17 protein-coding genes and 4 pseudogenes are annotated in these 25,250 nt (G+C 70.2%); 16 read left to right on the top strand and 5 right to left on the bottom strand.

Features of this window, described 5'->3' with window-relative positions:
* Window positions 1–29 precede the first annotated feature (29 nt).
* Window positions 30–956 (bottom strand): Fe-S cluster assembly ATPase SufC, encoded by a 927-nt coding sequence (gene sufC / locus P1N55_RS16505; RefSeq protein ID WP_276276590.1) that lies wholly within the window; start codon window positions 954–956, stop codon window positions 30–32.
* Between the two features lie 134 nt (window positions 957–1,090).
* Complete coding sequence (locus P1N55_RS16500; protein WP_276276589.1) at window positions 1,091–5,128, bottom strand: DNA polymerase domain-containing protein; 4,038 nt, start codon at window positions 5,126–5,128, stop codon at window positions 1,091–1,093.
* A 157-nt stretch (window positions 5,129–5,285) separates the two neighbouring features.
* Here P1N55_RS16500 and P1N55_RS16495 point away from each other — a divergent pair, with 157 nt between their 5' ends.
* Genes P1N55_RS16495 through P1N55_RS16485 form a run of 3 tightly spaced genes read left to right on the top strand, consistent with a single transcriptional unit; the run spans window position 5,286 to window position 6,443 of the window.
* Complete coding sequence (locus tag P1N55_RS16495) at window positions 5,286–5,477, top strand: DUF7331 family protein (RefSeq protein WP_276276588.1); 192 nt, start codon at window positions 5,286–5,288, stop codon at window positions 5,475–5,477.
* Window positions 5,478–5,518: 41 nt separating this feature from the next.
* The gene (locus P1N55_RS16490; RefSeq protein ID WP_276276587.1) at window positions 5,519–5,986 is read left to right on the top strand and encodes a DUF7322 domain-containing protein; all 468 of its coding nucleotides are present in this window, start codon (window positions 5,519–5,521) and stop codon (window positions 5,984–5,986) included.
* Window positions 5,987–6,011: 25 nt separating this feature from the next.
* Window positions 6,012–6,443 carry a DUF7346 family protein gene (locus tag P1N55_RS16485; protein WP_276276586.1) on the top strand — a complete coding sequence of 144 codons (432 nt, stop codon included), beginning with the start codon at window positions 6,012–6,014 and terminating at the stop codon, window positions 6,441–6,443.
* Here P1N55_RS16485 and rad50 read toward each other — a convergent pair.
* Both rad50 and mre11 read right to left on the bottom strand, forming a co-directional pair.
* Window positions 6,435–9,103 (bottom strand): annotated as a pseudogene (gene rad50, locus P1N55_RS16480) (DNA double-strand break repair ATPase Rad50). The gene P1N55_RS16485 and the pseudogene rad50 sit on opposite strands and share 9 nt — an antisense overlap.
* 13 nt (window positions 9,104–9,116) lie before the next feature.
* Window positions 9,117–10,435 (bottom strand): annotated as a pseudogene (gene mre11, locus P1N55_RS16475) (DNA double-strand break repair protein Mre11).
* A gap of 205 nt (window positions 10,436–10,640) precedes the next feature.
* On the opposite strand from mre11, the gene P1N55_RS16470 reads away from it, so the two are divergent.
* The 12 genes and pseudogenes from P1N55_RS16470 to P1N55_RS16410 all read left to right on the top strand — a co-directional run bounded on the left by P1N55_RS16470 (window position 10,641) and on the right by P1N55_RS16410 (window position 23,785).
* Window positions 10,641–11,276 carry a DUF7310 family coiled-coil domain-containing protein gene (locus P1N55_RS16470; RefSeq protein WP_276276585.1) on the top strand — a complete coding sequence of 212 codons (636 nt, stop codon included), beginning with the start codon at window positions 10,641–10,643 and terminating at the stop codon, window positions 11,274–11,276.
* The gene (locus tag P1N55_RS16465; protein WP_276276584.1) at window positions 11,276–11,749 is read left to right on the top strand and encodes a DUF7311 family protein; all 474 of its coding nucleotides are present in this window, start codon (window positions 11,276–11,278) and stop codon (window positions 11,747–11,749) included. Before P1N55_RS16470 ends, P1N55_RS16465 begins: the two co-directional genes overlap by 1 nt.
* The gene (locus P1N55_RS16460) at window positions 11,742–13,598 is read left to right on the top strand and encodes an ATPase, T2SS/T4P/T4SS family (RefSeq protein ID WP_276276583.1); all 1,857 of its coding nucleotides are present in this window, start codon (window positions 11,742–11,744) and stop codon (window positions 13,596–13,598) included. The genes P1N55_RS16465 and P1N55_RS16460 overlap by 8 nt, the downstream gene beginning before the upstream one ends.
* Window positions 13,595–15,307, top strand: coding sequence for a type II secretion system protein (locus tag P1N55_RS16455; protein WP_276276582.1), 1,713 nt, complete (start codon window positions 13,595–13,597; stop codon window positions 15,305–15,307). Before P1N55_RS16460 ends, P1N55_RS16455 begins: the two co-directional genes overlap by 4 nt.
* Window positions 15,308–15,340: 33 nt before the next feature.
* The gene (locus P1N55_RS16450; RefSeq protein ID WP_276276581.1) at window positions 15,341–15,802 is read left to right on the top strand and encodes a DUF7283 family protein; all 462 of its coding nucleotides are present in this window, start codon (window positions 15,341–15,343) and stop codon (window positions 15,800–15,802) included.
* Window positions 15,783–16,172: a DUF7285 family protein gene (locus tag P1N55_RS16445; protein WP_276276580.1), complete on the top strand. Its 390-nt coding sequence runs from the start codon at window positions 15,783–15,785 to the stop codon at window positions 16,170–16,172. The genes P1N55_RS16450 and P1N55_RS16445 overlap by 20 nt, the downstream gene beginning before the upstream one ends.
* Window positions 16,169–17,041, top strand: coding sequence for a DUF7284 family protein (locus P1N55_RS16440; RefSeq protein WP_276278754.1), 873 nt, complete (start codon window positions 16,169–16,171; stop codon window positions 17,039–17,041). The genes P1N55_RS16445 and P1N55_RS16440 overlap by 4 nt, the downstream gene beginning before the upstream one ends.
* On the top strand, window positions 17,038–20,049 hold the full coding sequence (locus P1N55_RS16435) for a DUF7286 family protein (RefSeq protein WP_276276579.1): 3,012 nt from the start codon (window positions 17,038–17,040) through the stop codon (window positions 20,047–20,049). Before P1N55_RS16440 ends, P1N55_RS16435 begins: the two co-directional genes overlap by 4 nt.
* A 41-nt stretch (window positions 20,050–20,090) precedes the next feature.
* A complete protein-coding gene (locus P1N55_RS16430) occupies window positions 20,091–20,519 on the top strand; it encodes a DUF5791 family protein (protein WP_276276578.1) in 429 nt (142 codons plus the stop codon).
* Between the two features lie 2 nt (window positions 20,520–20,521).
* On the top strand, window positions 20,522–21,406 hold the full coding sequence (locus tag P1N55_RS16425; RefSeq protein ID WP_346429981.1) for an SDR family oxidoreductase: 885 nt from the start codon (window positions 20,522–20,524) through the stop codon (window positions 21,404–21,406).
* Window positions 21,407–21,451: 45 nt separating this feature from the next.
* Window positions 21,452–22,651 (top strand): annotated as a pseudogene (locus tag P1N55_RS19825) (DHH family phosphoesterase).
* A gap of 48 nt (window positions 22,652–22,699) precedes the next feature.
* Window positions 22,700–23,785, top strand: a complete 1,086-nt coding sequence (locus P1N55_RS16410; RefSeq protein WP_276276577.1) for an aldo/keto reductase — start codon at window positions 22,700–22,702, stop codon at window positions 23,783–23,785.
* Here the strand turns inward: P1N55_RS16410 and P1N55_RS16405 are convergent, their stop codons facing one another.
* Entirely contained in the window at window positions 23,786–23,956 is a 171-nt protein-coding gene (locus tag P1N55_RS16405; protein ID WP_276276576.1) for an HVO_0758 family zinc finger protein, read from the bottom strand. It abuts the gene before it with no gap.
* A 115-nt stretch (window positions 23,957–24,071) separates the two neighbouring features.
* On the opposite strand from P1N55_RS16405, the pseudogene P1N55_RS16400 reads away from it, so the two are divergent.
* Window positions 24,072–25,207 (top strand): annotated as a pseudogene (locus P1N55_RS16400) (MFS transporter).
* Window positions 25,208–25,250 lie beyond the last annotated feature (43 nt).

Here is a 25,250-nt window from a genome sequence, read left to right as displayed (position 1 = left end):
TTGTGTTTGGTTCTGTGGACTGATGGGCGTTACGCGGCCTCGTAGACTTCCTCGCGGACCCAGTCGTAGCCCTCGTCCTCGAGTTGCTCGGCCAGTTCGGCACCGCCGGACTTGGCGATCTTGCCGTCGAGCATCACGTGGACGTGGTCGGGTTCGACGTAGTCGAGGATGCGCTGGTAGTGCGTGATCTGGAGGATGCCGGCGCCCTGCTCGTCGCGGAGCGCGTTGATGCCGTCGGAGACGTCCTGCAGGCGGTCGATGTCGAGCCCAGAGTCGATCTCGTCGAGCACGGCGATGCTCGGCTCGAGGATGGCAGCCTGGAGGACCTCGTTCTGTTTCTTCTCCCCGCCGGAGAAGCCGGCGTTCAGATAGCGGGAGGCGAACTTCTCGTCCATGTCCAGTTGCTCCATCTTCTCCTGGAGGATCTGCTGGAACTCGGCGACGCCGATCTCGCCCTCCTCGACGTTCCCTTCCATCGGCGAGGTGTCGTAGCCGGCGGCGTCCTCGTTGGTGGCCTCGGCGCCCTCGTCGTCCTCGTCGTCCTCCTCGAACAGTTCCTCGCGCTCTTCGAGCTTGGCGTTGAGTGCCGTCCGGAGGAAGTTCACCATCGTGACGCCCTCGATCTCGGCGGGGTACTGGAAGCCCAGGAAGACGCCCAGCGCGGCGCGCTCGTTGGGTTCGAGCTCGAGGAGATTCCAGGTCCGCATGTCCTCGGGGATCTCGAAGTCCGCGCCGAACTCGTCGTCCTCGAGGTGGATAAGGACCTCGCCCTCTGTGACTTCGTAGGCGGGGTGGCCGGCGATGATCTTCGCGGTGGTGGACTTGCCCGACCCGTTCGGGCCCATCAGGGCGTGAATCTCGCCCGACTGCACTTCGAGGTCGACCCCGCGAAGGATCTGCTCACCGTCCGCTTCGGCGACTTCGGCGTGGAGATTGTTGATTTCGAGTACTGCCATGGTTATCTCTTAGGTCAACCGAAAACTAGTGCGAGGCGCTGATAATAGTTTCGGGTTTCACTGGGCTCGTTGCCGATTCGAAAAGCAATTTTTTGGTTTCAGAAATACGCCCCGCGGCGGGCGCCCACCGGACCTCACATGAACTGCCCGAGCCCGGTCTGTTCCTGGCCGCTCTTGACCTCGTCCCAGGAGATGTCCAGTGCCTCCAGGATGCGGGCGATGGGGCCTTTCAACGTCTTTTCCAGCATCTTGTCCCAGTCGACCTCGAACTCCTCCGGAATCTGGTCGGCGTACTCGAAGCAGATGACGTCGGGGTCCCGTCGGAACTCGCCGTACAGCGGGTCCTGTGCGGGATCGAGGCCTTGCTCGGCCTCCACGCGCTCGAAGAAGTCCGAGTGGACCCGGTCCAGGTACAGGCGCTTTGGCTTCGACCCGCGCTGGAAGTTCGTCCCCAGCAGGAGGTTGGCGTACTTCGCGCCCCGCACCTGTGCGGTGTCGGTGTCGTAGTTGTCCAGTTGCTTCCCGATGCCGCCGGGGATGCCGACGTCGTCGAAGTCGACGTTGCCAGCCTGATAGTCCTCGATGACCTCGCCGACGTAGGACTTGATGCTCTCGGCGCCCTCCCCGTGGACGATGCGGTCGATGACCTCCTTCTGGACCCGCTTGGTGATGGGCGCGATGTCCGAGCGCTGGTACTCGAAGCCCGTGATGTCGATGTCGTCGACGTGCTTGCCCTCCTTCCAGACGATGTGGCCGGCGTAGCGCTTCTTCTTGCCCGCCTGGAAGAACCGCCGGTAGAGCTTCTCGAACTCGATCTGGAAGCGGTGGAACTCGGCGTTCAACTGGTCGAGCGCGAACTCGTCATAGGAGTCGTTGATCGTCTCTTCGAGTTCGAACCCCTTCTGGATGGTGGCAGCGATGGTCTCGAGTTCGGCGTCGTCCATCTCGGGGTGTTTCTCACGCATCTCGTCGGAGACCGCGACGTCGCCCTCGACGTCGTCGGGGCCGATGTCGCCCAGTTGGAGCATGACGGAGTCGGTATCTCCGTACACGACCTCGTACCCTTCGTTTTCCACGACTTCGTCGGTGTAGTCGATCACCTCCCGGCCAGTCGCGGTGACCGCCGCGCCCATCTCCTTGTCGTAGAGGCGGAAGCGGTCCCATCCGAGGACGCCGTACAACGACTGGCCGACGAACTGGAAGGTTCCGTTTCGACCCGCCATGAGCGTGTGGTTGTCTTGGACTGTGACGCAGTAAACGCCGTCGTCGGCAGTACTCATCGAACTGCTCCGGTGCATCCGAAGCGTGTTCTTGCTGTCTTCGGTGACGTAGATCCGCCACGACCCGCTGTCGTGATTGTAGTTCGCGGTCAATCCGAGGTGCGTACAGAGGCGGAGGACGTCGTCTCGGAGTCGTTCGCTGGAGGTCGTGTACCGCCAGGAGTGTTTCTGCCGGTCGCCGTCACCGTCGATCAGGGTCTCGAGGAAGCGGCGTTTCTGTGCTTGACTCGCCTCGAAGACGAACTCGGGAATCCGCTTGTGGAAACTGTCGGTTCCGGCGAGGTCGCGCAATAGCTCACCGAGCAGTTTCGAGGTGAACTGATAGGACTGGTCGTCGACGTAGTAGTCGAATCCCATCCAGGCCAGTAGGTCGCCGATTGACGTGTGGTGACCCTCGCCGCCGTCGGCGATGGCCTGCTGTGCAATCTTGACCGTCGTCGCGGAGCCTCTCGTCTTGTCGCCGAACTGTTTCGTCTCGGAGGTGTAGACGTTTCCTTCGGTGATATACCACGCGAGCATTTCGAGGAAGTTGTCCCCGTCGAACGTCCGTGGGATCCACTTTCGACCCGATTCCGCGTGGATGTACGTCGCCTCTGCGACGCTCTCGATGTACTCGCGGTGTGCCTCGAACTCGTCGGGGCCGAAGACGTAGCCCTCCACGCCGTCGTCGTTTTTCAACACCGTGTCGGGGTAGTACCCCAGTTCGGCGGCGAAGGTGTGGCCGTGGACCGACGGCCGAACCCACACCTCGTAGTCGTCGACGTACTCTGTCAGGTCGACCGTCTCCAGCGGCTCGCCATCTGGCCCGTCCCAGTCGTGAGGCAGTTCGTAGTTCGTCGCGTCGTCGAGGTCGCCCGCTTCGACGAACCGATACTCGTCCTCAGTGATGCCGTTGGTCTCGTTCTTCCGGACGAGCATCCGGTGATTCGGCGTCACCCGAAAGTCGATCTTGCTCGTCTCGATGTCGACGAGTTCGCCCCGGTAGTCGGGATAGGCCTGCGTCTCGACGACCGGTTTGACCTCCATCTCCATGGTCTCCGGGTCAAGCGAGTAGACATCGTCGCCGATATCGAGGTCGCGGATGTTCCGAACGCCGTCCGGGGTCAACACGTCCGTGTCCGGCGTGAAGCAGTTCATGATGACCTTCACCGCCGCTTGCTGGCGGTCGAAGCGCTCGTACTCAGGGTCCGATGGCGCGTGCTTGTTACGCTTGCCCTTCTTCTCCTCACGCTCGGTCAGCAGTTCGTCGACCATCTCCCGGATGACGCCGTCGGGCTCTTTCCGGAAGTGGGTCCCGTTGGGCGCACGGTACGTCTCGCCGTCGTAGGTCTCCGGGTCGACCTTCGTCTCGGGACTCGCGTTGGTCGTCACCATGCACATCGGGTAGAGCGACTTCAGGTCAAGCACCGTGACGTTCTCGCGGACGCCCGTGATGGGGTCGAAGACGGCCCCACCCTCGTAGTCCTCGCTCTCCTGCTGTCCCTTCGATGGGAGCGCGTACTCGCCGTACAGCTTGTGCAGGACGTACATGTCGACGGCGTCCCCGGGCGTCGTGGCGTCCTCGAGTTTGCACCCGACGAAGGTGCGGACCTCGTCCCAGAAGTCGACGATGTCCTGCTCGCGGTCGAGTTCCACGCAGAGTTCGACGTCCCGAAGGTTGTACTCCAGCAGTCGCTCGGGGTCCTGTTCCCAGAGGTCGCCGATGTCGCCCGAGTAGCGTTCCTTGCCGACGCCGAGTTCCTGCTCGCCGACGGCGTCGAGTCGGTAGGACTCGAGTTCGGTGAACTGGGTTCGCTTGTAGGCATACAGCAGATCGAAGACGACCCGGCCCTTGATGTCCGGGCCCTGCCAGTCGCTGCGCCAGACCTCGTCGACCCGCGAGAGGCGGTCGACGTCGAGGTCGTAGTCGTGGGAGTAGTCCTGGAGGACTTCGAGGCGGTCAAGCAGGTAGGGGGCGTCGAAGTCGTCGAAGTTCCACCCGGTCAGGACGTCCGGGTCGGTCTCGACGATGTAGTCGACGAACGCCTCGAGCATCGCCTCCTCTTCCTCGAAGATACGAACGTCGGCCTCGAAGTCCGCGTCCTCACGGATGGGGTCGTACTCCGCGAGCGCCTCGGGCCCGTCGATGCCGTCGGGCGACTGGTAGAGCCAGACGACGTACTCGTCGGTGTAGGAGTCGTGGGAGGTGAGACAGAGGATCTGTTCGTCCCCCTCTTCGGGGAAGCCCGAGCGGTCGTCGACCTCGATGTCGAAGGTGTTGACTCGGGGCTCGGCGTGGGCCTCGACGGCCTCGATTTCGGCGTGGTGGACCTTCAGACTCCCGTCGTCGAGTTCGCGGGCCGGGACGCGGACGCCGCTCGTGATGTCCTTGTCGATGAGCAGGCGGTTGGGAAAGAGGATGTCCGCCTCGTAGTGGTCGAAGTCGTCGCGCATCTGCCCGACGTCGCGGGGCGTCTGGCCGAAGATCTTCACCAGGCGCTCGCCGCGGATAGACTCGTAGGGCTCGCCGTCGGCGTCGGCCTCCTCCCATCCGGTGATGCGGTCGTACTGGCGCAGTCGGTCCGGGGTGGCGCTGTCGGCGGGCGCGTAGAAGTACGGCTTGAAGTCGTAGACGCGGGCGTGGACGGCCTCGTGGTCGTCGGTCCGGCCAAAGACGTGGACGACCGGGAACTCGTCGTCGCCGCTGCCCTCGACGGTGTAGTCGACCTGCGTGACGACGAACTCCGTCGTCTGGTCGACGGCCGGGAACTGCTGGTCGTCGACGTCGACGACCTCGGCTCCGCCGCCCCCGTTGCCGGCGACGGCCGCCGCCTCGTCGGCGACGGGCCGGTCGTCCCCACCCGCAGTTCCCCCGGCGAAATCGCCGAGGGCTCGCTGGCTCTCGTCGGTCATTCGTCTCCACCTTTCGAGATGCCAGATAAAAACACCGGCGGTCGGCGGCCCGGCGCGGCCTCCCCCACGAGACCGACTCGATAGTGAAGGGGTGACAACATCTGACACGGGCAGAAAGTATTTGTGAAGGTGTGCCATACCCATAGGCGACGACCCCATGTCGCACCACGTATCCCCCGACGGCGAGGCGGACAGGTCCGAAGCGCTCCGGTCGGAGCCGGCACTGCCGGCGGCCGTGCAGACGACCGAGACCTACGAGACCGACGAGGGGACAGTATTCTACGACGCGGAGAACCCGCTCGCGTGGCTCCAGACCGACACCGTGGTCACGCTCCAGGACGCGAACTGACTGCGAACGCTTTTTCGACCGCGATACGTAACTCCCCGGTAGTGGACATCCCCGGCGACGACGACCCGGACGTGAGCGGGAACGTCTTCACGCAAAAGAGCAAGCACGAACCCGAGGAGTTCGACCCCGACAGCCTCGGTCCACCGACGCCGACGCCCAGCGAGGCCGACTACCAGAGCGACGTCGCCGGGCTGTTCGTCAAACTCGTCGTCGTGTTCAACGTCGCGCTGCTCGCACTGGCGCTCGGCCCGATGCTGGCGTACTTCCGCGGGCAGGTCGACCTGGGGAGCCGCGTCTTCCTGGTCGGCGTCGTCTTCTTCGGTTACGGCACCTACGAGTACCTCAAGTTCACCAGACGGGACACCGACGACGACACTGGAGACCAAGACCGGGATACCGACGACGGGGTGAGCGACGGAGAGTGGGCCACCGACGAGAGGGGCGACGCCGACGAGACCGGGACGGCCGTCGCCCGACCCGACGACGGGAGCGACGACCACAACGGCTAACCACGCCCGACGGCTACTCGGGGACATGCGAACGGTTCGAGACGAGTCCGGGCACCACTATCTCTTGGTCAAGGAGTCGAGCGACGCGAGTCTCGTCCGCGACCCGGCGACGGGCGCCCAGCGACACCTCCCCAACGACGAGCTCGAACCGGTGGCAGGCGAGTCGCCGCTCGTGACCGCGGTGGGTGGCGTCCCCGCGACCGTCCGGCGCGTGCTCTCGGCGGTCCACGACGACCGCGCGCTCGGTCTCCTCGTCGAACTGGACGCCCGCGGCCCGCTGTCCGTTCACGAACTGCTCGACGCCTACGACCTCTGTGAGAGCGACCTGCACGGCCTGCTGGCCGAGTTCCGCGCGGCGGGCCTCGTCGTCGAGGCGGATGCGGCCGGCCAGCGCGGTTACGACGCGACCGAGACGACCCGCGAGGCGCTCGCGGTCCTCGCGCCGTCGTCAGACTAGCTCCGCCACCGACGCCTCGACCCGGTCGACCCGCGAGCGGTTCGAGGTGGCGTCTTTCTCGACCCGGACCAGGTCGTCGGCCGCGCCGACCAGTTCCTCGTCGTGGCTGACGACGAGAATCTGCTCGACGCCCACCTCGTCGCGCATGTACGCCACCAGGTCCAGCAGCTGCGTGACGTGGCCCGAGTCGAGGAACACCGTCGGTTCGTCGAGGATGAGCGGCGGCATCGGGGCCGACCCCTCGATGCCCTCCGCGAGCAGGCGGTAGATAGCACAGCGCAGGCTCAGGTTGAACAGCGCCCGCTCCCCGCCCGACAGCTGGCCGGGTTCGAGCGGGTCGCCGTCCTTCTGGTAGACCGTCAGCTCGTACTCGCCGTCCAGCTCGATGTGGGAATAGGAGTCGTTCTGGTAGACGAGCCGGAACGTCTCGTTGAGCATCCGCTCTAAGGTCTCGACGTTGCGCTGGCGTAGTTCCGCGCGCAGACGCCCGTACATCTCCTGGAGGTCCTGAGTCTCGTCGTAGAGGGCCTCGAGGTTCTCGAGAGTCTCCTCGAGGGCGTCGCGCCGTTCGCGGAGCGCCGCAAGTTCTTCGAGTTCGTTTCGCACGCCGCCGATGGCGTTTTGCAGGTCGTCGCGCGTCCCCCGGAGCTCGTCGAGTTTCCCGTCGGCCTGCTCGATGTAGGCCTCGGCGTTCTCCTTCTGTGAGCGTGCCTGTTCGATACGTTCGTCGTCGAACTCGGCCTCCAGTTCCTCCTTTCGCTCCCGCTTGTCGGCCAGTCGCTCGCGGCGCTGGTCGTTCAGCTCGGCCTGCTGTTCGCGTTTCTCGCGCAGGCGCTCGACCGTCTCCTCGCGCTCCCCCATCTCTCCGAGCAGTCCTCGACGCGCTCGAGTCGCTTGATTGCCGACTTGACGGTCTGGCGTTCCTGGTTGCACTCGGCGACGACCGACCGGCACGCCTCGGCCTGCTCTCTCGCCTCGGCGGCAGCCTCGCGCTTTGCTTCGGCCTGGGACTCCAGCTCCGCGGCCTCCTCGCGCAGCGTCCCGATGCGGTCCTGGTCGTCGTCGATGCCGCGCTCCTTCTCGGCGACCAGCTGGGCGACATTCTCGCGGTTGGTCTCGAGCGTCGCCAGGTCGTCGGCTGCCTCGACGAGCGCCTCTGCCTCCTCGAGGTCGGCCTCGAGTTCCGCGACCGTCTCCCGGGCGTCTTCGAGGTCGGCCTCCAGTTCGGCGACGCGCTCCCGGTCGTCCTCGATGGATTCGACGTGGGGTGAGTCCTCGACGTCCTGGCCACACTCGGGACACTTGCCGGCCTCGAGCAGTGCCTCGGCCTCCGCCAGCGACTCGCGCTCGTTCTCCAGGGTGGTCTCCAGCTCGGTCACGCGCTGTCGCGCCTCGCGCAATTCCGCCGCGACGTCGTCGCGGTCGGCCTCGGCCCCGTCCCGGTCGACGGCGGCCGACTCGAAGCGCGTCTCGAGCCGGGCGATGTCGTCGTCGATGTCGTCGAGCTTCTCGCGGCGTTGGGCGATGGTCTCGCGGGCCGCCTCGACCTCCGCTTCCAGCGAGTCGGCCTCCGACCGCTTGGATTCGGCACGCGATTCGAGGTCGGCCGCCGTCTCGGCCAGCGAATCGGCCTCGCCGCTGTGCTTCTGAGCTTCGACGCGTTCGTCCTCGATCCTGGCCTGGAGCTCCTCGTCGCGCTCCGCGAGTGTCTCGAGGCGGGCCGCGACGGCGTCGGGGTCGGCCGCCGCCAGCTCCGTGTCCGCGAGCGTCTCCTCGAGGTCCGCCTCGAGCGACTCGCGCTCGGTGCGCACCTCCGAGATGCGGTCCTTGAGCCGCGTCCGCTCAGTCTCGGTCTCGGTTATCGCCTCCCGGAGCGACGCGACATCGTCCTCGAGAGCGGCGAGCTCCTCGCGTTTCTCCGCGTGTTCCTCGAGGACGGTGGTGGCCTGCTCGAGAGTCTCCCGGGCCTTCTCTCGTTGGTCGGTGAACTGCTCGATCTTCGCGTTGACCTCGCTCCGGCGCGTCTCCAGCGAGTTCAGTCGCTCGTGGAGGTCCTTGGCCTCTTTCTCCGCGATCTGTTCGTCCAGCTGGGAGAGCGCACCTCGCTTGTCGTCGCGCACGCGCCCGACGCCCAGACGGGCGTCGCTCGCGCGCTCGCGGTACGTCTCGAGCTTCCCGAGCTGGAGTAGGTCGTCGAGCATGTCCTGGCGCTCGCTGGGCGAGGCGTTGATGAGCTTGTTGACCTCGCCCTGGCGGACGTACGCGCAGTTGACGAACGCCTCGTCGTCCATCCGGAGCAGTTCGGTGACGCGCCGGCGGACGTCGCGGGCCCCCTCGAAGGTCCCCTCCGGCGTCTCGAGGACGCACTTGGCCGTCTGGGCCTGCTCGCCAGTATTGCGCACGCGGCGGGTGAGGTGGTACTCCGTGCCGCCGTGGGCGAACCAGAGCTCGATGGTGCAGTCCTCGGCGCCGATGGTGACGACCTCCTCCAGCGTCTCGTCGATTGCCTTCGAGCCATAGAGCGCGAAGAAACAGGCCTCCAGCAACGAGGACTTCCCGCTCCCGTTGAGGCCGTGGATGACGGTCACGCCGCGGTCCAGTCGCAGGTCGGCGTCGTCGTAGCACTTGAAGTTCTCCAGGCGGACCCGCTGGAACCTCATCGGCGGCCCCCCGTCACAGGAATTCCCCCATGTCGGCCTGGCCGTCGGTGCGGGGCGCCGGTGCCTCGGCGTCCCCCTCCTGGGACTCGGGGCCGTCCTCTGAGGCCTCGTCGGCGGTTGCCGACCTCTCGGTGGCGTCCGCCGACGCGTCGGTCCCCGTGGTGGCCTCGCCCCCGTCGGCCCCGGCCGTGGTCTCGGCATCCTCGCTCGACGGGTCGGCCCCTGTGGTCAGGGCGTCCGAGTCCGCCTCGACGAGGTCACGGATCCGCCGTTCGACGGTGTCGGCGACGTTCGAGTCGGCGACCTTCGACGCGCGGACCGTCTCGTCGATGTCGCGGGCGGCCCCGCTCAGGCCGAGTTCGCGGACCCGCTCGGTGACGGCCTCGTCCGGGTCGGCGAAGCTCACGCTCGTCTCGCGGTCCTCGGTCGCGAGTTCCCGGTGGTCGGTGACGCGGGCCACGAGGGCGCCGGCGTCGAGCGCGAACTCCTCGATGCTCGCGGGGCGATCGGATCGCCTGCGCCGTCGATGGTCACGACGACGACGGCGTCCTCGAGGTCGTGTTGGCCGACGCGGCGACGGACGCGGTCGGCCCCCTCCTCGCTGTCGAGTTCGACGTCGACGAAGACGAACTCGCGGGTCTCCAGGCCACGGCGCGTGATGCGGACCTCGCCGTCGAAGGTGACGATGTTGTACCCCCGGTCGTCGCGCTCGCTCGCGCTGGCGCGCTCGGTCGACCCGCAGTAGGTGACCCAGGCGCCCTCGACGCGCTGTTTACCCGGCGCGTGGTTGTCGCCGAGTAACATCGCGTCGAAGTCCACGGACGCTTGGGAGAGTACCTCGCTCGCGTCCCAGTCGCCGTAGTCGAACGGCTGGAAGAGGCCGTGCGTGACGAGCGCCGCGTGGTCGGTGTCGGACGGCGCGAACTCGTACTCGAGGTCGTCGCGCTGGGACCGCGGGACGAAATCGAGCCCGTAGAACGCCGTGTCGCCGACGACGGTGGGGTCGGCGCCGAGCCGCGTCGCCAGCCCCAGCGACTCGTAGAGATCGAGCCACTGGGCGTCCCGTTTCGCCTCGTGGTTGCCGACGACGGCGAGAAACGGGATACCGGTCTCGTCGAGCGTCTCGAGCACCTCGAGCGTCCCCAGGATGTCGGTCAGCGTCGGCCGGCGATCGTGGAACAGGTCGCCGGCGTGTATCACCGCGTCCACGTCGTCGTCGATGGCGTCGTCGACGACCTGCTCGAACGCCGCGAGGAAATCCCGGCGGCGTTCGGGCACGTGGTACTGCTGGTACCCGATGTGGGTGTCACCGGTGTGTATCACCCGTGTCATTTGCCGTGGCGTACGCCAGCCCCGCCTAAAGAGGTGTCGCGAGCGCGGTGAAAGTGGTCGCCGGCGGCCGCCCGACGGTAGGGCTCAAGGCCGCCGTCGTCTGGTCGGTTCCGGACACGGACGTCGCTTGCCCCCCGATAGGCGATAAACCCTCGGCAGTGCCCCGGCCGAGGGTTCAAGTACGGGGACGGGACCACCCCCGTCCATGACCGACCTCGAAACGCTGGCAGAGCGCGTCCGGACGGTCGAACGGGCCGTCACCGACGGCGAGAGCGAGTTCCCCGACGCGACGGGACTCGCTGAGTTCGAGACACGCATCGGGGCGCTCGAGGACCGCGTCGCGGACATCGACGACCAGACGACCGAACTGGAGGCGGCGACCCAGGCGCTCCGCGGGTACGTCGGGAACGTCCGCTCGGTCAACGAGGACGTCGAACAGCGCGCCGACGCGGCCCTCGCCGCGACCGACCGACTGGAACGGCGACTGGACGAGGAGCTGCCCGGCCGGGGCAGGTCCGCCCCGGTGGGTGACGGTGCGCCGACTGGACAGGGCGGACCGGACGAGTCAGTCACCGAGCAGAACGGGATGGAAGACACATCGGCCGGACAGCGCGGGCCGGAGTCGGTCGACCAGCGCCGTGACGCGACAGATGGAATCCGCCCCCCGGACGGGCATCCGGAGCACACGCAGGAGGCCACCGAGTTCGACAGCTCGCCGGCCGGCAGTGGAGGCGGTCACGACACGGACGGCCTCACGTCGCTCACGGAGGGAGCGTCCGACCGCGACCCGGACGAGGCCGACGAGCCCGGGGTGCTCGCCCGGATACGGGCCTACCTGTGATGGTTCGCCTGGTCCTGGCGGCCGTCGTGACGGGGGCGCTGCTCGCGGTGAGCACGCCCGCGATCTCCGCGGCGGGCGTCGAGCGAACCGACGCGACGCTCGAACGGCAACTCGGGGCGCTGTCTGACCGACTCGAGCACCTGGTCGCCGCGGACGACCCCGGCCAGGGAGCGAGCGCGCGAGTGGTGGCGACGCTGCGCCTGCCCGGCCGGTCGCTGACCAGTGCCGGCGTCGAACGGGTGACGTTCCGCGAGCGCGGTGGGGGAGGCGTCGTGACCTGGCAGGTCGGGGCGGGCCACCGCGGCCGGCACCTGCTGGTCGACGCGCCGCTCCGTCCCGTCGGTGGAGCACTCACGCTGGCGGCGGCCGGCACCCACAGGCTCGCGTTCGAGCTGGCCGGCCACGACGGCGCGCCCGTCGTGACCGTCCGGCGACTGACGGGGGGACAGTCACGGGAGGCCACCGATGCGTGAGACGCCGCCCGGGTCAGAAACCGCGGCCGAGTGCGAGTGTGCGGCCACCTTCGACCGGGACACCCTGACCGTCGACGCTGCGGCCTGTCCGGGGTCGGGTGCCCTCGCGACAGCGCCGACCTGTCGGGCGACGGTGGTCGACGCGCTCGGGGGGGCCGACGTCGACAGCGTGGTCGTCGAACAGGAAGGGGCAGAGCGTGCCTACTGTGACGACGCTGCGGCCCTCCTGGTCGCCGCCGGTCGGTTCGCCACCCGCGTGGCGCCCGTCGACGAACGGGTAGCGCGCCGGGCGAAGCGCGATCCCCTCGCCGCGGCCAGCGAGGCGGCGGGGCGGACCGGCACCGTCGCGGACCTGGCCGCCGAGACGGGACTGACGCTGCTGGCCGAGCGGGCCGACGACTACGACGGGGCGCTTTCCTGTTACACCGGGCCCGCAGTGAGCGACGCGCGCGTCGGCACCGCGCCGCCGCCCGACGCGACGCTGCAGGACCGCGAGCCCCTCGAGACGGGCGCGGTGGTCAGACGGTACGCGACACCGTCCGGTCGGCTGGACGCCTACCACGTCGAACCACGGGAACAGCGGTTCGACGAGTCGGCCACGGCGGCGCTCCAGCGCGCACACGAGCGACTGGTACGCGCCATCGGCGACGAGCAGACGAGCCCCAGACTCGCGGCCAAAGCGGTCTGTGCGGACGGCCAGACGGCGGCGGCCGTGGGAGCGGTGCTGGCGAAACACACAACCGGCCTCGGCATCCTCGAGGACTTCTTTGCCGACCCGCGCGTCTCGGACGTCTTCGCCACCGCCCCGGTCGCGGAGAACGCGCTCCGCGTGCGAGTCGACGGCGCGACGCGCCGGACGAACGTCCGCCTCACTGACGCGGGGGCCAGGGCGCTCGCGTCCACCTTCCGCCGGACGAGCGGCCGGTCGTTCTCGCGGGCGAGTCCAACGCTGGACGCGACGGCGACGGTGGCCGACCGACAGGTCCGGGTGGCGGGGGTCACCGAACCGGTCAGCGACGGCCTCGCGTTCGCGTTCCGCGCACAGGACGAGGAGTGCTGGGATCTGCAGGACCTGGTCGCGGCCGGGTCGATGCCGCCCGCCGTGGCCGGGCTGCTGTCGGTGGCCGTCGAGCGGGGGAGCGCATGTCTCGTCGCCGGGCCGCGCGGTGCCGGGAAGACGACGCTCCTGGGCGCGCTCCTGTGGGAACTCCCCCGGTCGATCAGGACCCTCGTCATCGAAGACACCCCGGAACTCCCGGTCGACGACCTGCAGGCCGCGGGACGGGACGTCCAGGCGCTTCGGACGACCACCGGCGACGGCCCCTCGGTGACGCCGGCCGAGGCGCTGCGGACAGCACTCCGCCTCGGCGAGGGCGCGCTCGTCGTCGGCGAGGTGCGCGGGGAGGAGGCGAGCGTCCTCTACGAGGCGATGCGCGTCGGCGGCGGCGACGGAGCTGTCCTGGGGACGATTCACGGCGACGGGGCCGAGGCGGTCCGCGAACGACTCGTCACCGACCTCGGGGTGCCGCCACGGTCCTTTGCGGCGACCGACCTGCTGGTGACACTCGCGCCGCCGACCTCCAGTGCGGGCCGCGGCGTCGAGCGCGTCCAGGAGGTCGTCGGGACCGAGTCCGGGGCCCGGTTCGAGACGCTCTACGAGCGCGACGGCGAGACGGCGACCGCGACGGGTCGACTCGCCCGGGGCACGAGCCACCTGGTCGACGCGCTTCGGGGCCCGGGTGAGTCCTACGAGTCCGTGCTGGCGACTGTCGACGACCGAACGGGGACGTTCAAACGCCACCGTGGCGAGGGCACCGGTGCGGACGACAGTGCGGGGTCGGCGCCGTGAGCGGGAGCGCCGGCCTGCTCCTGCGGGTCGTGGAACCGTGTGCGAGTGTCTGGCCGTGGTCCGTCGACGTCCCGCCCGCGTTTCGGCGGGGCTGTGACCTGCTCCAGCTGCCGGTGGGGCCGACGTCCCTGCTCGCGGCCGCGTACACCGTCGCGACGGTCGGAACGTTCGTCGGAGTGATGCTCGTCGCGCTCGGGGTCGCTCCGTTCGTCGCCGTCGCCGGCCTCGTGACACTCCTTGCATCGTCGGGACTCGTCCTGGCCGTCCGGTACGGCGTCCCCGTCGTGGCCCGGGCGAAACGCCTCCGGATGCTGGGCGCCGCGCCGTCGCTGGTGACGATGCTCACCCTCGGGGCGGCGCTGTGGGGGAGCAGCGAGCGGGCGACGGAATTCGCCACGCGGGCCACCGACCGGCCGCTCGCCGACTCCCTCGCCGCCCACGCTCGACGTGCAGCGGGAACGCCACGGAGTGGGCTGGAGGCGTTCGCCAGCCAGTGGGACGAGTCGGTGCCGGCGCTCACGGACGCGATCCAGCGAATCGAGCGGGCGACCGCCCGACCACCGGCCGAACGAACGGCGACGCTCGCAGCCGCCCGCCAGTGTGTCCTCGAGGGAGTACGCCATGAGACGAGTGCGTTCGCCGCCGAGCTCCGTGCGCCGGCCACGGGGCTCTACGCGTTCGGCGTCCTGCTGCCGCTGGCGCTGGTCTCGATGCTCCCGGCGGCGAGCGCGGCCGGCGTCCCGGTGGGGACGCCGCTGCTCGTCGCTGCCTACGGGGTGGTCCTCCCGGCTGCGCTCTGTCTCGCGAGCGGGTGGCTTCTCTGCCAGCGCCCCGTCGCGTTCCCGACCCCAGCGGTGCCACACAGCCACCCTGCCGTCCCGGACGGGCGCCGACGAGCGGCGGGCGCAGGCATCGGTGCTAGTGGCGCCGCCGGTGCCGTCGTCCACGCCATCGGCCTGGCGTGGGCGGTTCCGGTCGTCGTCCTGGGAGCGGGTCTCGGGACCGCACTTGTCGTCCACTACCGACCGGCGCGAGGGGTCCGCGAGCGCGTGACCGCCATCGAGCGCGGCCTCCCGGACGCCCTGACGGCCGTCGCCGACCGGGTCGACCGCGGCCAGTCGGTCGAAGCAGCCCTCGCCGACATCGCCGAGACACAGTCCGACCCACTGGCAGGGATACTCGAGCAGGCCGCAGCGCGACAGGTGGTCCTGGGTGTCGACGTCGAGACGGCGTTCCTGGCTCACCGGGGCGCGCTCGCGGCGGTCCCGAGTCCACGGACGCGCCAGGCAGCCACGTTGCTCGGGGCCGCAGCGACTATCGGGCCGCCCGCTGCAGACTCGCTTTCGGCACTGGGGGAGCACCTGTCGGCGCTCCGGAGCGTGGAGCGGGACCTGCGCCGCGACCTGGCTCAGGTCACCGGGACGCTGTCGAACACGGCTGCCCTGTTCGGGCCGCTCGTGGCTGGTGCGACCGTCGCGCTCGCCGGGACGATGGGGACCGCAGGCCCCCTCGGGGGGCCGCCCGTCGAGTCGGTGGGCCTCGTCGTCGGCTGGTACGTCCTCGTCCTCGCGGCCGTCCTGACGGCGCTCTCGACCGGGTTGCGATACGGGGTCGACAGGGCGCGCGTGGGGTACCGCGTCGGGACGACACTCCTGTCGGCGACGGCGACGTACGTGGCGGCCGTCCTCGCGACCCGGCTGGTCGTCTGAAGGTTTATATCCGAGAGCGGGACCAGAACCGCCGTGTTCGAGACACCGGTCGATACGCTGTTGCTCTGGATGGCACTCGGCGCCGTCGCCGTCGCCGTGCTCGGCGTCGTCGGGAACGTGCCGACGACGGCGCCGCCCGACGCCGCGGGGATGGCAGCGACCATCGACGAAGTGACGACGAGCCCGTCGGGGTCGGTCCGCCGGCGACCGGTAGCCGCCGAGTCGTGGCGCCTGGACGGGCGACGACTCGAACTGCGAAACGACGGCGGGACGGCCCACGCACGGCTCACGCGGCGAGCGGTACCGGTCGGGACCGGGCCGCTCAGCCATGTGCTCAGCGAAGGGGCACCCGGGCAGGTTTTCACGTCGCCGACGGCGTTCAAGCGAGCGGTGCGCCGGGGCGCGGCAGCCACCGACGGATGGCGTCCGGCGCCCGACCGACTGACCGTCAGACACGTCGTCTGGAGGGGGATCGATGTCACGCTCGTCGGCTAGGGGCGCGATTGCGCCCACGGCGGCGCTGGTCGCCGTGACGGCCGTCGCGCTCGGCCTGTCGCTGTACGCGGGCGTCCTCGACGAGGCCGTGGCGGACGCGACGGGGACGCGAAACCGGGCCGCGGCCACCGCGGACGCCGTCGAGCGGCACCTCGCGCCGGCTGGGATCGTCTCGCCCGGGCGGCTCGCGAGCGTGCGCGAAGCGATGCCGTCGGGATACCAGGGGAACGTGACTCTAGAGAGCGCACAGCGGTGGGCTGTCGGGCCGACGCCGCCGCCCGCTGCCGACACGGCGACACGCGTGGTGAGCGTCCGGCTGGGACCGGGAGCGATTCGACGTGGTCGTCTCACGGTCCGGGTGTGGCGATGACGCGCGCGACGAGTACCGTCATGGACGTGACGCTGTTCCTGCTGCTGGTCGGTGCGGGGGCCGCGGCACTCGTCGGGGGAGCCACCGTCGAGGCCCCGGCGGCCGGGAACCCCGCGAGCGAGCGGGCGGAGCTGCTCGCGACCAGCACCGCCACCGTCGACTACGAACTCGTCGTCCCGGGCCCGGAACCGTCGTGGGTCGGAAACGCGTCGGCCAGGCGCCAGCGGACCGCTCACGGGACGCTCACGGCGTTGCTCGGCGAGGCAGCGATGAGTCGCGTCCGCGTCGACGGGACGCGCGTCTCGCTCGCGGGCCGGCGGTTCGAACAGCAGGTCGGTGCGACCGTCGAGCGACGACTCGCGGACCGGCGCTACCGGACGAGCGTCCGTGTGACGTGGGCCCCGTATCCCGGCGCGCCGGTGACGGGCAGGTTCAGGCTCGGTCCGCGACCGCCGGCGTCGGCCGACGTCCGCGCGGCCACGGTCACCGTCGCGAGCGGCCTGGGCAACGCGACGAGCGGCGCACGGGTAGCAACACGAGGGGGCGGCTACCGCGGCGCCGCACGCGCCGTCGCCAGGACGGTCGTCGACGGGCTCTTTCCCTCGGACCGGGCCCGCGTCGCGCTCCAGGGGGACTATCCGGACGACGCGGTGGTCGCTCGCCGCTACCGGCGAGTCGGTCGGGTCGCCGGTGTAGACTCACTCGACATCGAGGACCACTCCGTGGCGACGACGAACCGCATGCTGACGGTGGCGCTGACGGACCTGCTGACTGCCGACCTGCGCGCCCGCTTCGAGTCACCGGCGGCGGCCGCGGCGGCCATCGACACGGAGACCGTCCACATCACGGTCAGGACGTGGTCGCCGTGATCGCCGACACGCGCGGCCGAGTCCCGTTCGCACTGCTGGGCGTGTTGCTGCTCGTGAGCAGCCTCTCGCTCGCGCCGACGCTCGCACCGACCGCGCCACCGACCGAGACGGCAGTCGAGCGGGTCCTCGACGAGACGACGGCCGAGACGCAGACGGCCGTCCGGACGGGCGTGGCGGCGGCCGCCCACCGTGCCGCGTCCAACCCGGTGATCCGGCCCGCCGACACCACCGTCGGCCGGGCGCTGAACGAGTCGATGCCGTTCCGCGACGCGCTCCGGTTGCGGGCGTACCTGCAGGTCAGGCAGCGACTCGCCGGCGTGTCGGAGACGAGCGAGGGCGTCACGGCGACGGCGGGGGTGCCCCCGATCGAGAACGCCAGCGACGTCCGGGAAGCCATCGAGCGCGTCCATCTGGTCCGGGCCGGCCCGAACGGGACCGCGACGCGCGCGACGGTCGAGAACGTCACGCTCACCGTCAGACGAGGCGGGCGGACCGTCACGACCCGCGTCCTATCGCCCAGCGTGGTCGTGCCGACGCCCGTTCTCCTAGTCCACGACCGGGTGGCGGCCTACGAGCGGCGACTGAACGCCGGCCTCGGGAGTCCCGGGCTGAGCCGGCGCCTGACAGCGCGTCTCTATCCCATGGCGTGGGCGCGCGGCTACGCCCAGTACGGCGGCGCGCCCATCGAGAACGTCGTCGCGAACCGCCACGTCGCACTGGCCACGAACGGGGCGCTGCTGGGCGTCCAGCGGTCGACGATCGGCCGGAGCGACCCCGACGGCCGCCGGGCGCTCACCGAGGCGACGGCCGTGACCGGCGTCGAAGACGTGATTCGCGGGAGCGGTGGGGCGACGCTCGCCGGTCGCGTGCTCGACAGGACCGAGTACCGGCCGGCGGCCGAAACCATCAGCACCGTGGACCGGCCGACGGGCGCGCCGGACCCGGAGACGCCGGTGCGGGTCGGGCTCGACGAGACTGCGGTCGAGGCCTTCCGCGCTGTCGCGGCCCCGGGACAGCTCGATCGGACGCTCCGCGAGGCCTACGGGGTCGAGGTCCGACTCGCCGCGGCCACCGATCGCGTCAGCGGCGGGCGGCCCGGTCGGCCGCCGTCGCCCGGAACCGACTGGACGCTCGTCGACGAGGAGACGACCAGGCGGACGAGGGTTGCCGGGACGGCGAGTGCGACCGTCGACGACCCGGACGGCTGGCACGCGCTGGAGGAGTTCGGCCGTCTCGTCGTCCGCGAGTACGCCCGGACGGCCGTCTGGGAGAACGGAAACGAGACACGGACGACGGCGACGACGAGCACCGAGCGCTGGCACGTGTCCGTCGCCGTCCTCGGTCGCCACGAGGGCGAATCGGTCGCACCGCCACGGCCGATACGGACGGCCCACGAGCGCGGCGCCGGCCCCCTCTCGGGTCCGAACCTCGCAGACGTCGCGGCCAGGGCCGAGCGACACCTGGTGCGTCGGGCGGGCGGCAGCGACGCCCTCGCGAAACGGGCCGTGCGCGGTGACCTCGAGACGGCGGCGATCACCGTCTACGGCGAGCGCCCCGGCGGACTGCGGGCGTGGGTGTACCGTGACCTCGCCGCCCTCCGCGAGCGCCTGCACAACGTCTCCGTCTCGGCAAAGCGAGGGACCGTCGGCACGTTCGAGACGAATCCCGCGCGACGACTCCGCGAGCGGGTGACAGAGCGGCGTCAGAAGCTGACCGCCGTCCCCGAGGCGTACGGGAGCACGGCCGAGAAAGCCAGGGTCGCAGCCCGCATCGCGTACCTGGACGCGGTCGAACGCCGACTCGACGAGCGAGCCCGCCGGCGAAGCCGTGCCGGCGAGACGCTCGGACAGGTGGTTCGGAACCGGACCGGCGGTTCCCTGACCGATCTCAGGCGCGGGCTAGCGGCCCGCGCGACGCAGCAACCACAGCCCCGCCCGTCACCGACGGGCCCCGCGGGACCGGTCGACCTCCGGGTCGACGCGAGCCCGCAGTACCTCACTCGGGCCGCGCTGTCGGAGCGGAACTTCCCGGCGGTCGAGGGGCGCGAGCACCCGCTTGTCACCCGCAACGTCAACGTCTTCACCGTCCCGTACGGTGACGCCGCCGCAGCGATCACGGACGGACTCGGGGGGGCGGACAGACGGGTGCGACTCGCGACGGCGGCCCGGACGCTCGCTGCGGCCGACCGGACGGCAAGCGAGTCGACAAACGGGTCCGGCGTGGCCGGGCGACGCCAGCTGTCGGCACAGGTCGCCGAGACAAACGCCGAAGCGGCACGCGCCATGGCGGCGACGGTCCGGGAGACCACCGGTGCCGACGCCCGGGAGAGTCGGGCCATCGTCGCCGCGGCGATGGGGGACTGGAACGGGACGGCAGCGCGGGGCCTCGCGCTCGCGAACGGGTCGGCGCCCCGGCGCGTCGCCGACCTCGCGGCGGGCAGACTCGCGCTCTCGGCGACGGAACGGGACTGGCTCGGCGTGCGGCTCCGGAGTGCCGTCGCCGGAACGCTCGAACGGCCCGAGGTCCGCCCGCGAGCGAGCGCCGTGAACAGGACCGCGACGGCGGTGCGGTCGGTCGCCCGGAAAGAGGCGACCGGGGCGCTCGCGGACGCGGGCCGCACGCAGGTAGAGCGCGCCGTCGAGCGCCGCGTCGGCACCAGCACGCTCCCGTCAGGTCTCCCGCTCGCCCCGCCGCTGGCGCCGTGGTACGCGACGGCGAACGTCTGGTGGGTCACCGTGCGAGGGGAGTACGCACGCTTTCGCGTGACCGCTCCGTTCGGGTCGCCGGCCACACAGGGCGCCACGACGTCGTACGTCCGCGACGGCGACCCGGTCCGACTCGACGTGGACAGCGACGGCGACCCCGAGCGGCTGGGGACCGCCAGCCGCGTCACGTTCAGGGCCGAAACGGGCGTCGTGGTCGTGGTGCCGCCCCGGCCGCGGGGCGTCGGTGACAAGGACGGGCAGGCCGTCGAGACGTCGGCGGGGTGGCCCACGCCCGGCTCGTGACGGGACTCAAATCACAAATACCCCCCGACCCTACCGCCGGTATGCTCAGAGCCGAGTTCCCGGACGCGGGCGAGCGGACGGTCGAGGAGTTGCTCGCAGCCTACGAGGCCGTACTCGCGGACACCGTCGAGTCGGTCGGCGTCGAACGAGTCGTCGAGGCGACGGGGCTCGACCCGGAGACGGTCGAGGCCGTCGGCGCCGGCGACGCGGCGGACCTCTCGCTGTCCGACGCCGCCGCCGTGCTCGCGACGGACCCGGAGCGGCCAGACGCCGACGCCATCCAGGCCGAGGCCCAGGACATCCTCCTGATGGGGATGACGACGGCCGTCATGGACGTCGAGTCGCTGGCGTCGGGCATCGACGACGCGATGGAACCGAAGGAGATACAGCAGAAGATCGAGGGCCGGTACCCGATGACCGTCGGCGAGTACGCCGTCCTCCACCAGCACATCGAGGGCGCGGCGCGCTGACGATGCGGGTCGCGATCCTGGGCTGTGGCTACGTCGGCCTCGAGCTGGGTCAGCAGCTGGCGCCGGCCCACGACGTCGTCGGCGTTCGTCGCTCCGAAGCGGGCGTCCAAGCCATCGAGGACGCCGGGTTCGAGGGCGTGCAGGCGGACATCACCGACCCGGGGGCGCTCGATGCCGTGCCTGACGCCGACTGGGTGGTGTTCGCCGCGAGTTCGGGCGGTCGGGGTGCCAAAGCGGCCCGAGAGGTGTACGTCGAGGGGCTGCGGACGGCTATCGACCACTTCTGGGCCCGCGCGGACCCGCCCGACCGGCTGGTCTACACGTCGAGCACCGGCGTCTACGGCGACCACGGCGGCGACTGGGTCGACGAGACGACCCCGCTGGACCCACAGACCGAGAAGACCGAAGTGCTTGCCGAGGCAGAGCGCATCGCCCGCGAGCGACCGGCGGCACGGGGTGGCCACGGGACCGTCGCCAGGTTCGCCGGCCTCTACGGTCCCGACCGTTACCGTCTGGAGCGCTATCTCGACGGTCCCGTCACGGAGGGCTATCTCAACATGGTCCACCGGGACGACGCGGCGGGGGCGGTCCGGTTCCTGCTCGAGGGCGGCCACCGCGACGAGGTGGTCCTGGTGGTCGACGACGAACCGGTCGAGAAGTGGGCGTTTGCCGACTGGCTGGCCGACGAGTGTGGCGTCCCCCGCCCGCCAAAGCAGACGAAGGCGGAGCGACTGGCCGACGAGACGCTGTCGTCGACCGCCCGCCGTCGCATCCAGACGAGCAAACGGTGCTCGAACGACCGGCTGCAGGACCTGGGCTATCAGTTCGCCTATCCGACGTTCCGGGAGGGGTATCGCGCCGCGATCGACACGTTCCGCGCGGGTTGACAGGTCAGGGGAACCTTCTTATCGGTGCCCGAACCATCCCATGCTATGCTACTGGTGGCCGCGGGGCTCCCCGAGTCGATAGTCGGGGCGGTGCTCGGGTTCACCACGTCGAACCCGCTGCTCGCCGCCGGCATCCTCGTCGGGGCACTCGTCCTGGGCGGCGGGGCTGCGTGGCTATACCGGTACCTCACACGACCGGCGGTCAAGCGGTTCCAGTCCGTCCTCGCGGGATACGACGAGGTGGCGGTGCTGATGCACCCCAACCCCGATCCGGACGCGATGTCCTGTGCGCTGGCCGTCGAGCGACTGGCACGGGCGGTCGACACCTCGGCGTCGCTGCTCTACTCGGGGGAGATACGCCGCCCGGAGAACCGCGCGTTCGAGACGGTCCTCAACCTCGAATTCGACCGGATCGAGACCCGCAGCGACATCGAAAGCGGTGCCGTGGTGCTGGTCGATCACAACGAACCGCGCGGGTTCGCGGGCGCCAGCAACGTCGACCCGGTCGCCGTCGTCGACCACCACCCCGGCGGGGGGGAGCGGCAGGCGGTTCACCGACGTCAGGGACGGGACCGGCGCCTGTGCGACCATCTTCGCCGACTACTTCAGCGACCTGGACTGGGAGTTCCGGGAGGTCGACGTGGACCCGACCAACGACGGACCCGACCTGCAGGATATCCCCGACGCCTGCGTCCCGAGCCACGTCGCGACCGGGCTCGTCTACGGCATCCAGTCCGACACACGGTCGCTGACCAACGGCTGTTCGCCCGCGGACTTCTCGGCGGCGGCGTACCTCTACGACGGGATGGACGGCGACCTGCTGAACCGCATCGCGAACCCCCAGATAGACGCCGAGGTCTTAGAAATAAAGGCCCGCGCGATAACCGAACGGGACGTCCGGGCGCCTTTCGCCGTCAGCGACGTGGGTTCGGTCTCGAACTCGGACGCGATTCCACAGGCCGCGGACGAACTCGAGACGCTCGAGGGCGTCTCGGCCGTGGTCGTCGTCGGCGAGACGGACGGAACGATACGCCTTGCGGGCCGGTCACGGGACGACCGGGTCCACATCGGCCGCGCCATCGAGGCGGTCACCGACGACATCCCGATGGCGGAGGGGGGCGGCCACGCCCGGATGGGCGGGGGCAAGATTCCCGTCGAGTACATGAACGGTCTCGGACCCAGCGAGGGGATCTCCCGCGACGAGTGGCCGAGCGGTTGTTCGAGGCGATGGGCGGCGAGCGCTGACGGCCCGGAATCTCGCCCCTTTTGTTCCGTGGGCCCGAACCCGCGGTCATGGTGACACGGGAGGCGACCTGGGCGTACCGGGACGAGCACGACGAGTTCGCGCGGACGTTCTTCCGGCGGTTCGGCGCGGGCGTCGTCTCCAGCATCGGCGTCGGGACCTACCTGGGCGACCCGACCGACGAGCGCGACGCGGGCTACCACGAGGCCATCCGAACCGCCCTGGAGTCGGGGGTCAACGTCGTCGACACGGCCATCAACTACCGCCACCAGCGCTCGGAGCGGGTCGTGGGGCGGGCCGTCGCCGACGCGGCCGTCGACCGGGACGCCGTCCTCGTCGCGACGAAAGGTGGGTTCGTCCCCTTCGACGGCGAGCGCCCGGCGAACCCGGGGGCGTTCGTCCAGTCCGAGTACGTCGACACGGGCCTGGCCGACCTCGACGACCTCGTCGGCGGCCAGCACTGTCTCGCGCCGGCGTTCGTCGACGATCAGGTCGACCGCTCGCTCGCGAACCTCGACCTCGACACAATCGACCTCTACTACGTCCACAACCCAGAGACGCAGCTAGCAGAGAACTCCAGGGAGGCCGTCTACGACCAGCTCGAGGCGGCCTTCGAGGTCCTCGAACGGCGGGCGGACGAGGGGGACATCGCCCACTACGGCGTCGCGACGTGGGAGGCCTTCCGCGTCCCCGAGGACCACGAGCGGTACCTCTCGCTCCCGGAGGTCGTCGACCGGGCACGGTCGGCCGCGTCGGCCGCGGGCAACGCCGCGACGCACCTGCGGGCGATACAGCTGCCCTTCAACGTGTTCATGGCCGACGCGTTCACGGTCGAGGCCCACCGCGGCGCCGAGGGCGCCCAGTCGGCGCTCTGGTTCGCTCACGAAGCGGGCCTGGACGTGTTCACGAGCGCCTCCATCATGCAGGGGCGACTGGCCACGGAGATGCCGGAAGCCGTCGCGGCGAGAGTCGACGGGGAGACGCGGGTCCAGCGCGCCATCAACTTCGCCCGGAGCGCCCCGGGCGTGACGTCGTCACTGGTCGGAATGGGGGACCCAGACCACGTCGGGGAGAACGTCGACGCGGGCCGGTACGAACCGCTGGGTGCGAACGCCTTCGACGCCGTCTTCGAGTAGCTATCCGATCTCCTTCCACTCGGTGCCACACTCGGGACAGACCCTGACCTTCCAGACCTCGTCCGGGCGGCTCTCCGTCGAGAGCGTCTCTCCGCAGGTCGTACACGAGAGGCGACCGTAGCTGTCTTTCTCGACGTCCCCGGCGCGTAGGGCCTTCCTGACCGAATCCATATCGGTGCTCCGTCACCGGCGGACAAAAAGCCCGTGGCCTTCCGGAACGCTTCTTGCCCTCGCCGAACCAACCCCAGTCGTGTCCCGACGCACGGTGTTTGGGTCCCTCCTCGGCCTGGTCTTCCTGGTCAACCTCGCCCGCGTCGTCTTCGCCCCGCTCTTAGAGCCCATCCGGGCCGCGACGGGCGCGAGCGACGCCACTCTCGGCCTGCTGGCGACGCTGGTCTGGGCCGGGAGCGCGCTCCCGCGCCTCCCGACCGGCTACCTCCTGACGCGGCTCCGCCGACCGACGGTGGTGTTCGGGTCGGGCGTCGTGCTGACCGCGGGGCGACGTTCACCGCGCTGACGAGGGACCCGGATCTGCTGCTCGTGGGCGCGTTCACGATGGGGCTCGCCAGCGGCGTCTACCTCGTCGCGGCGAACCCGCTGGTCACCGAACTGTTCCCGGAGCGCCCCGGTCGGGCCCTGGGGCAGCACGGCGTGGCCGCCCAGCTGGCCGCCGTCGCGGCACCGGCGCTCGTCTCCGCGGCGCTTCTGGTCGACTCCTGGCGGACGACGCTCCAGCTGGTCGCGGTGGCGGCGGCGCTCATGACAATCGGCTTCACGCTCGTCGCCCGGCGGGCCGAGTTCCCGGCCGCCGGCGCCGACGACACCGACTTCGCGGGCGCGATTCGGACCCAGTGGCGCCTCGTCCTCACCGGCGTCCTGGCCATCGGCGCGACGACGCTGGTCTGGAACGGCGTGTTCAACTTCTACGTGACATACCTCAACACGCTGTCGCTGTCCGGCGGGACGGGGCGGCTCATGCTGCTGATCGTCTTCGCGGCCGGCCTCCCGGCGTTCTACGTCAGCGGTCGACTGGCCGACCGCCTCCCGAACCTCCCGTATCTCATCGGACTCATCGTGGCCTTCACGGGCTGTATCATCGTGTTGCCGGCCGTCGGCGGGCGCTGGCCGCTAGTGGCGTTCAGCGCAGTCCTCGGCTACGTCGTCCACAGCATCTTCCCGGCGGCCGACACGTACCTGCTCGGTTCGCTCCCGGACCAGCACCGGGCCAGCGCCTACGCCGCGTACAGCGGAGGGATGATGCTGCTGCAGGCGCCCGGGAGCGTCATCGTCGGGACGCTCCGCGACGCCGGCGTCTCCTTCCCGGACATCTTCGGTGCGATGAGCGCCGGGCTGGTCGTGGTCTCCGGCGTGTTACTCGTGCTGTACGTCGGCAGTCGCCTCCCCACGAGTGCACAGGAGTGACACCACCGCTGTGGGCCGCCCCACGGACCCGGGCCGGCCTCCA

Source organism: Haloarcula regularis (assembly GCF_029338315.1).
In the GTDB taxonomy this organism is placed as follows: Archaea; Halobacteriota; Halobacteria; order Halobacteriales; family Haloarculaceae; genus Haloarcula; species Haloarcula regularis.
The sequence above is the reverse complement of the archived record's forward strand: the minus strand, read 5'-3'. Positions and strand labels throughout refer to the sequence as shown.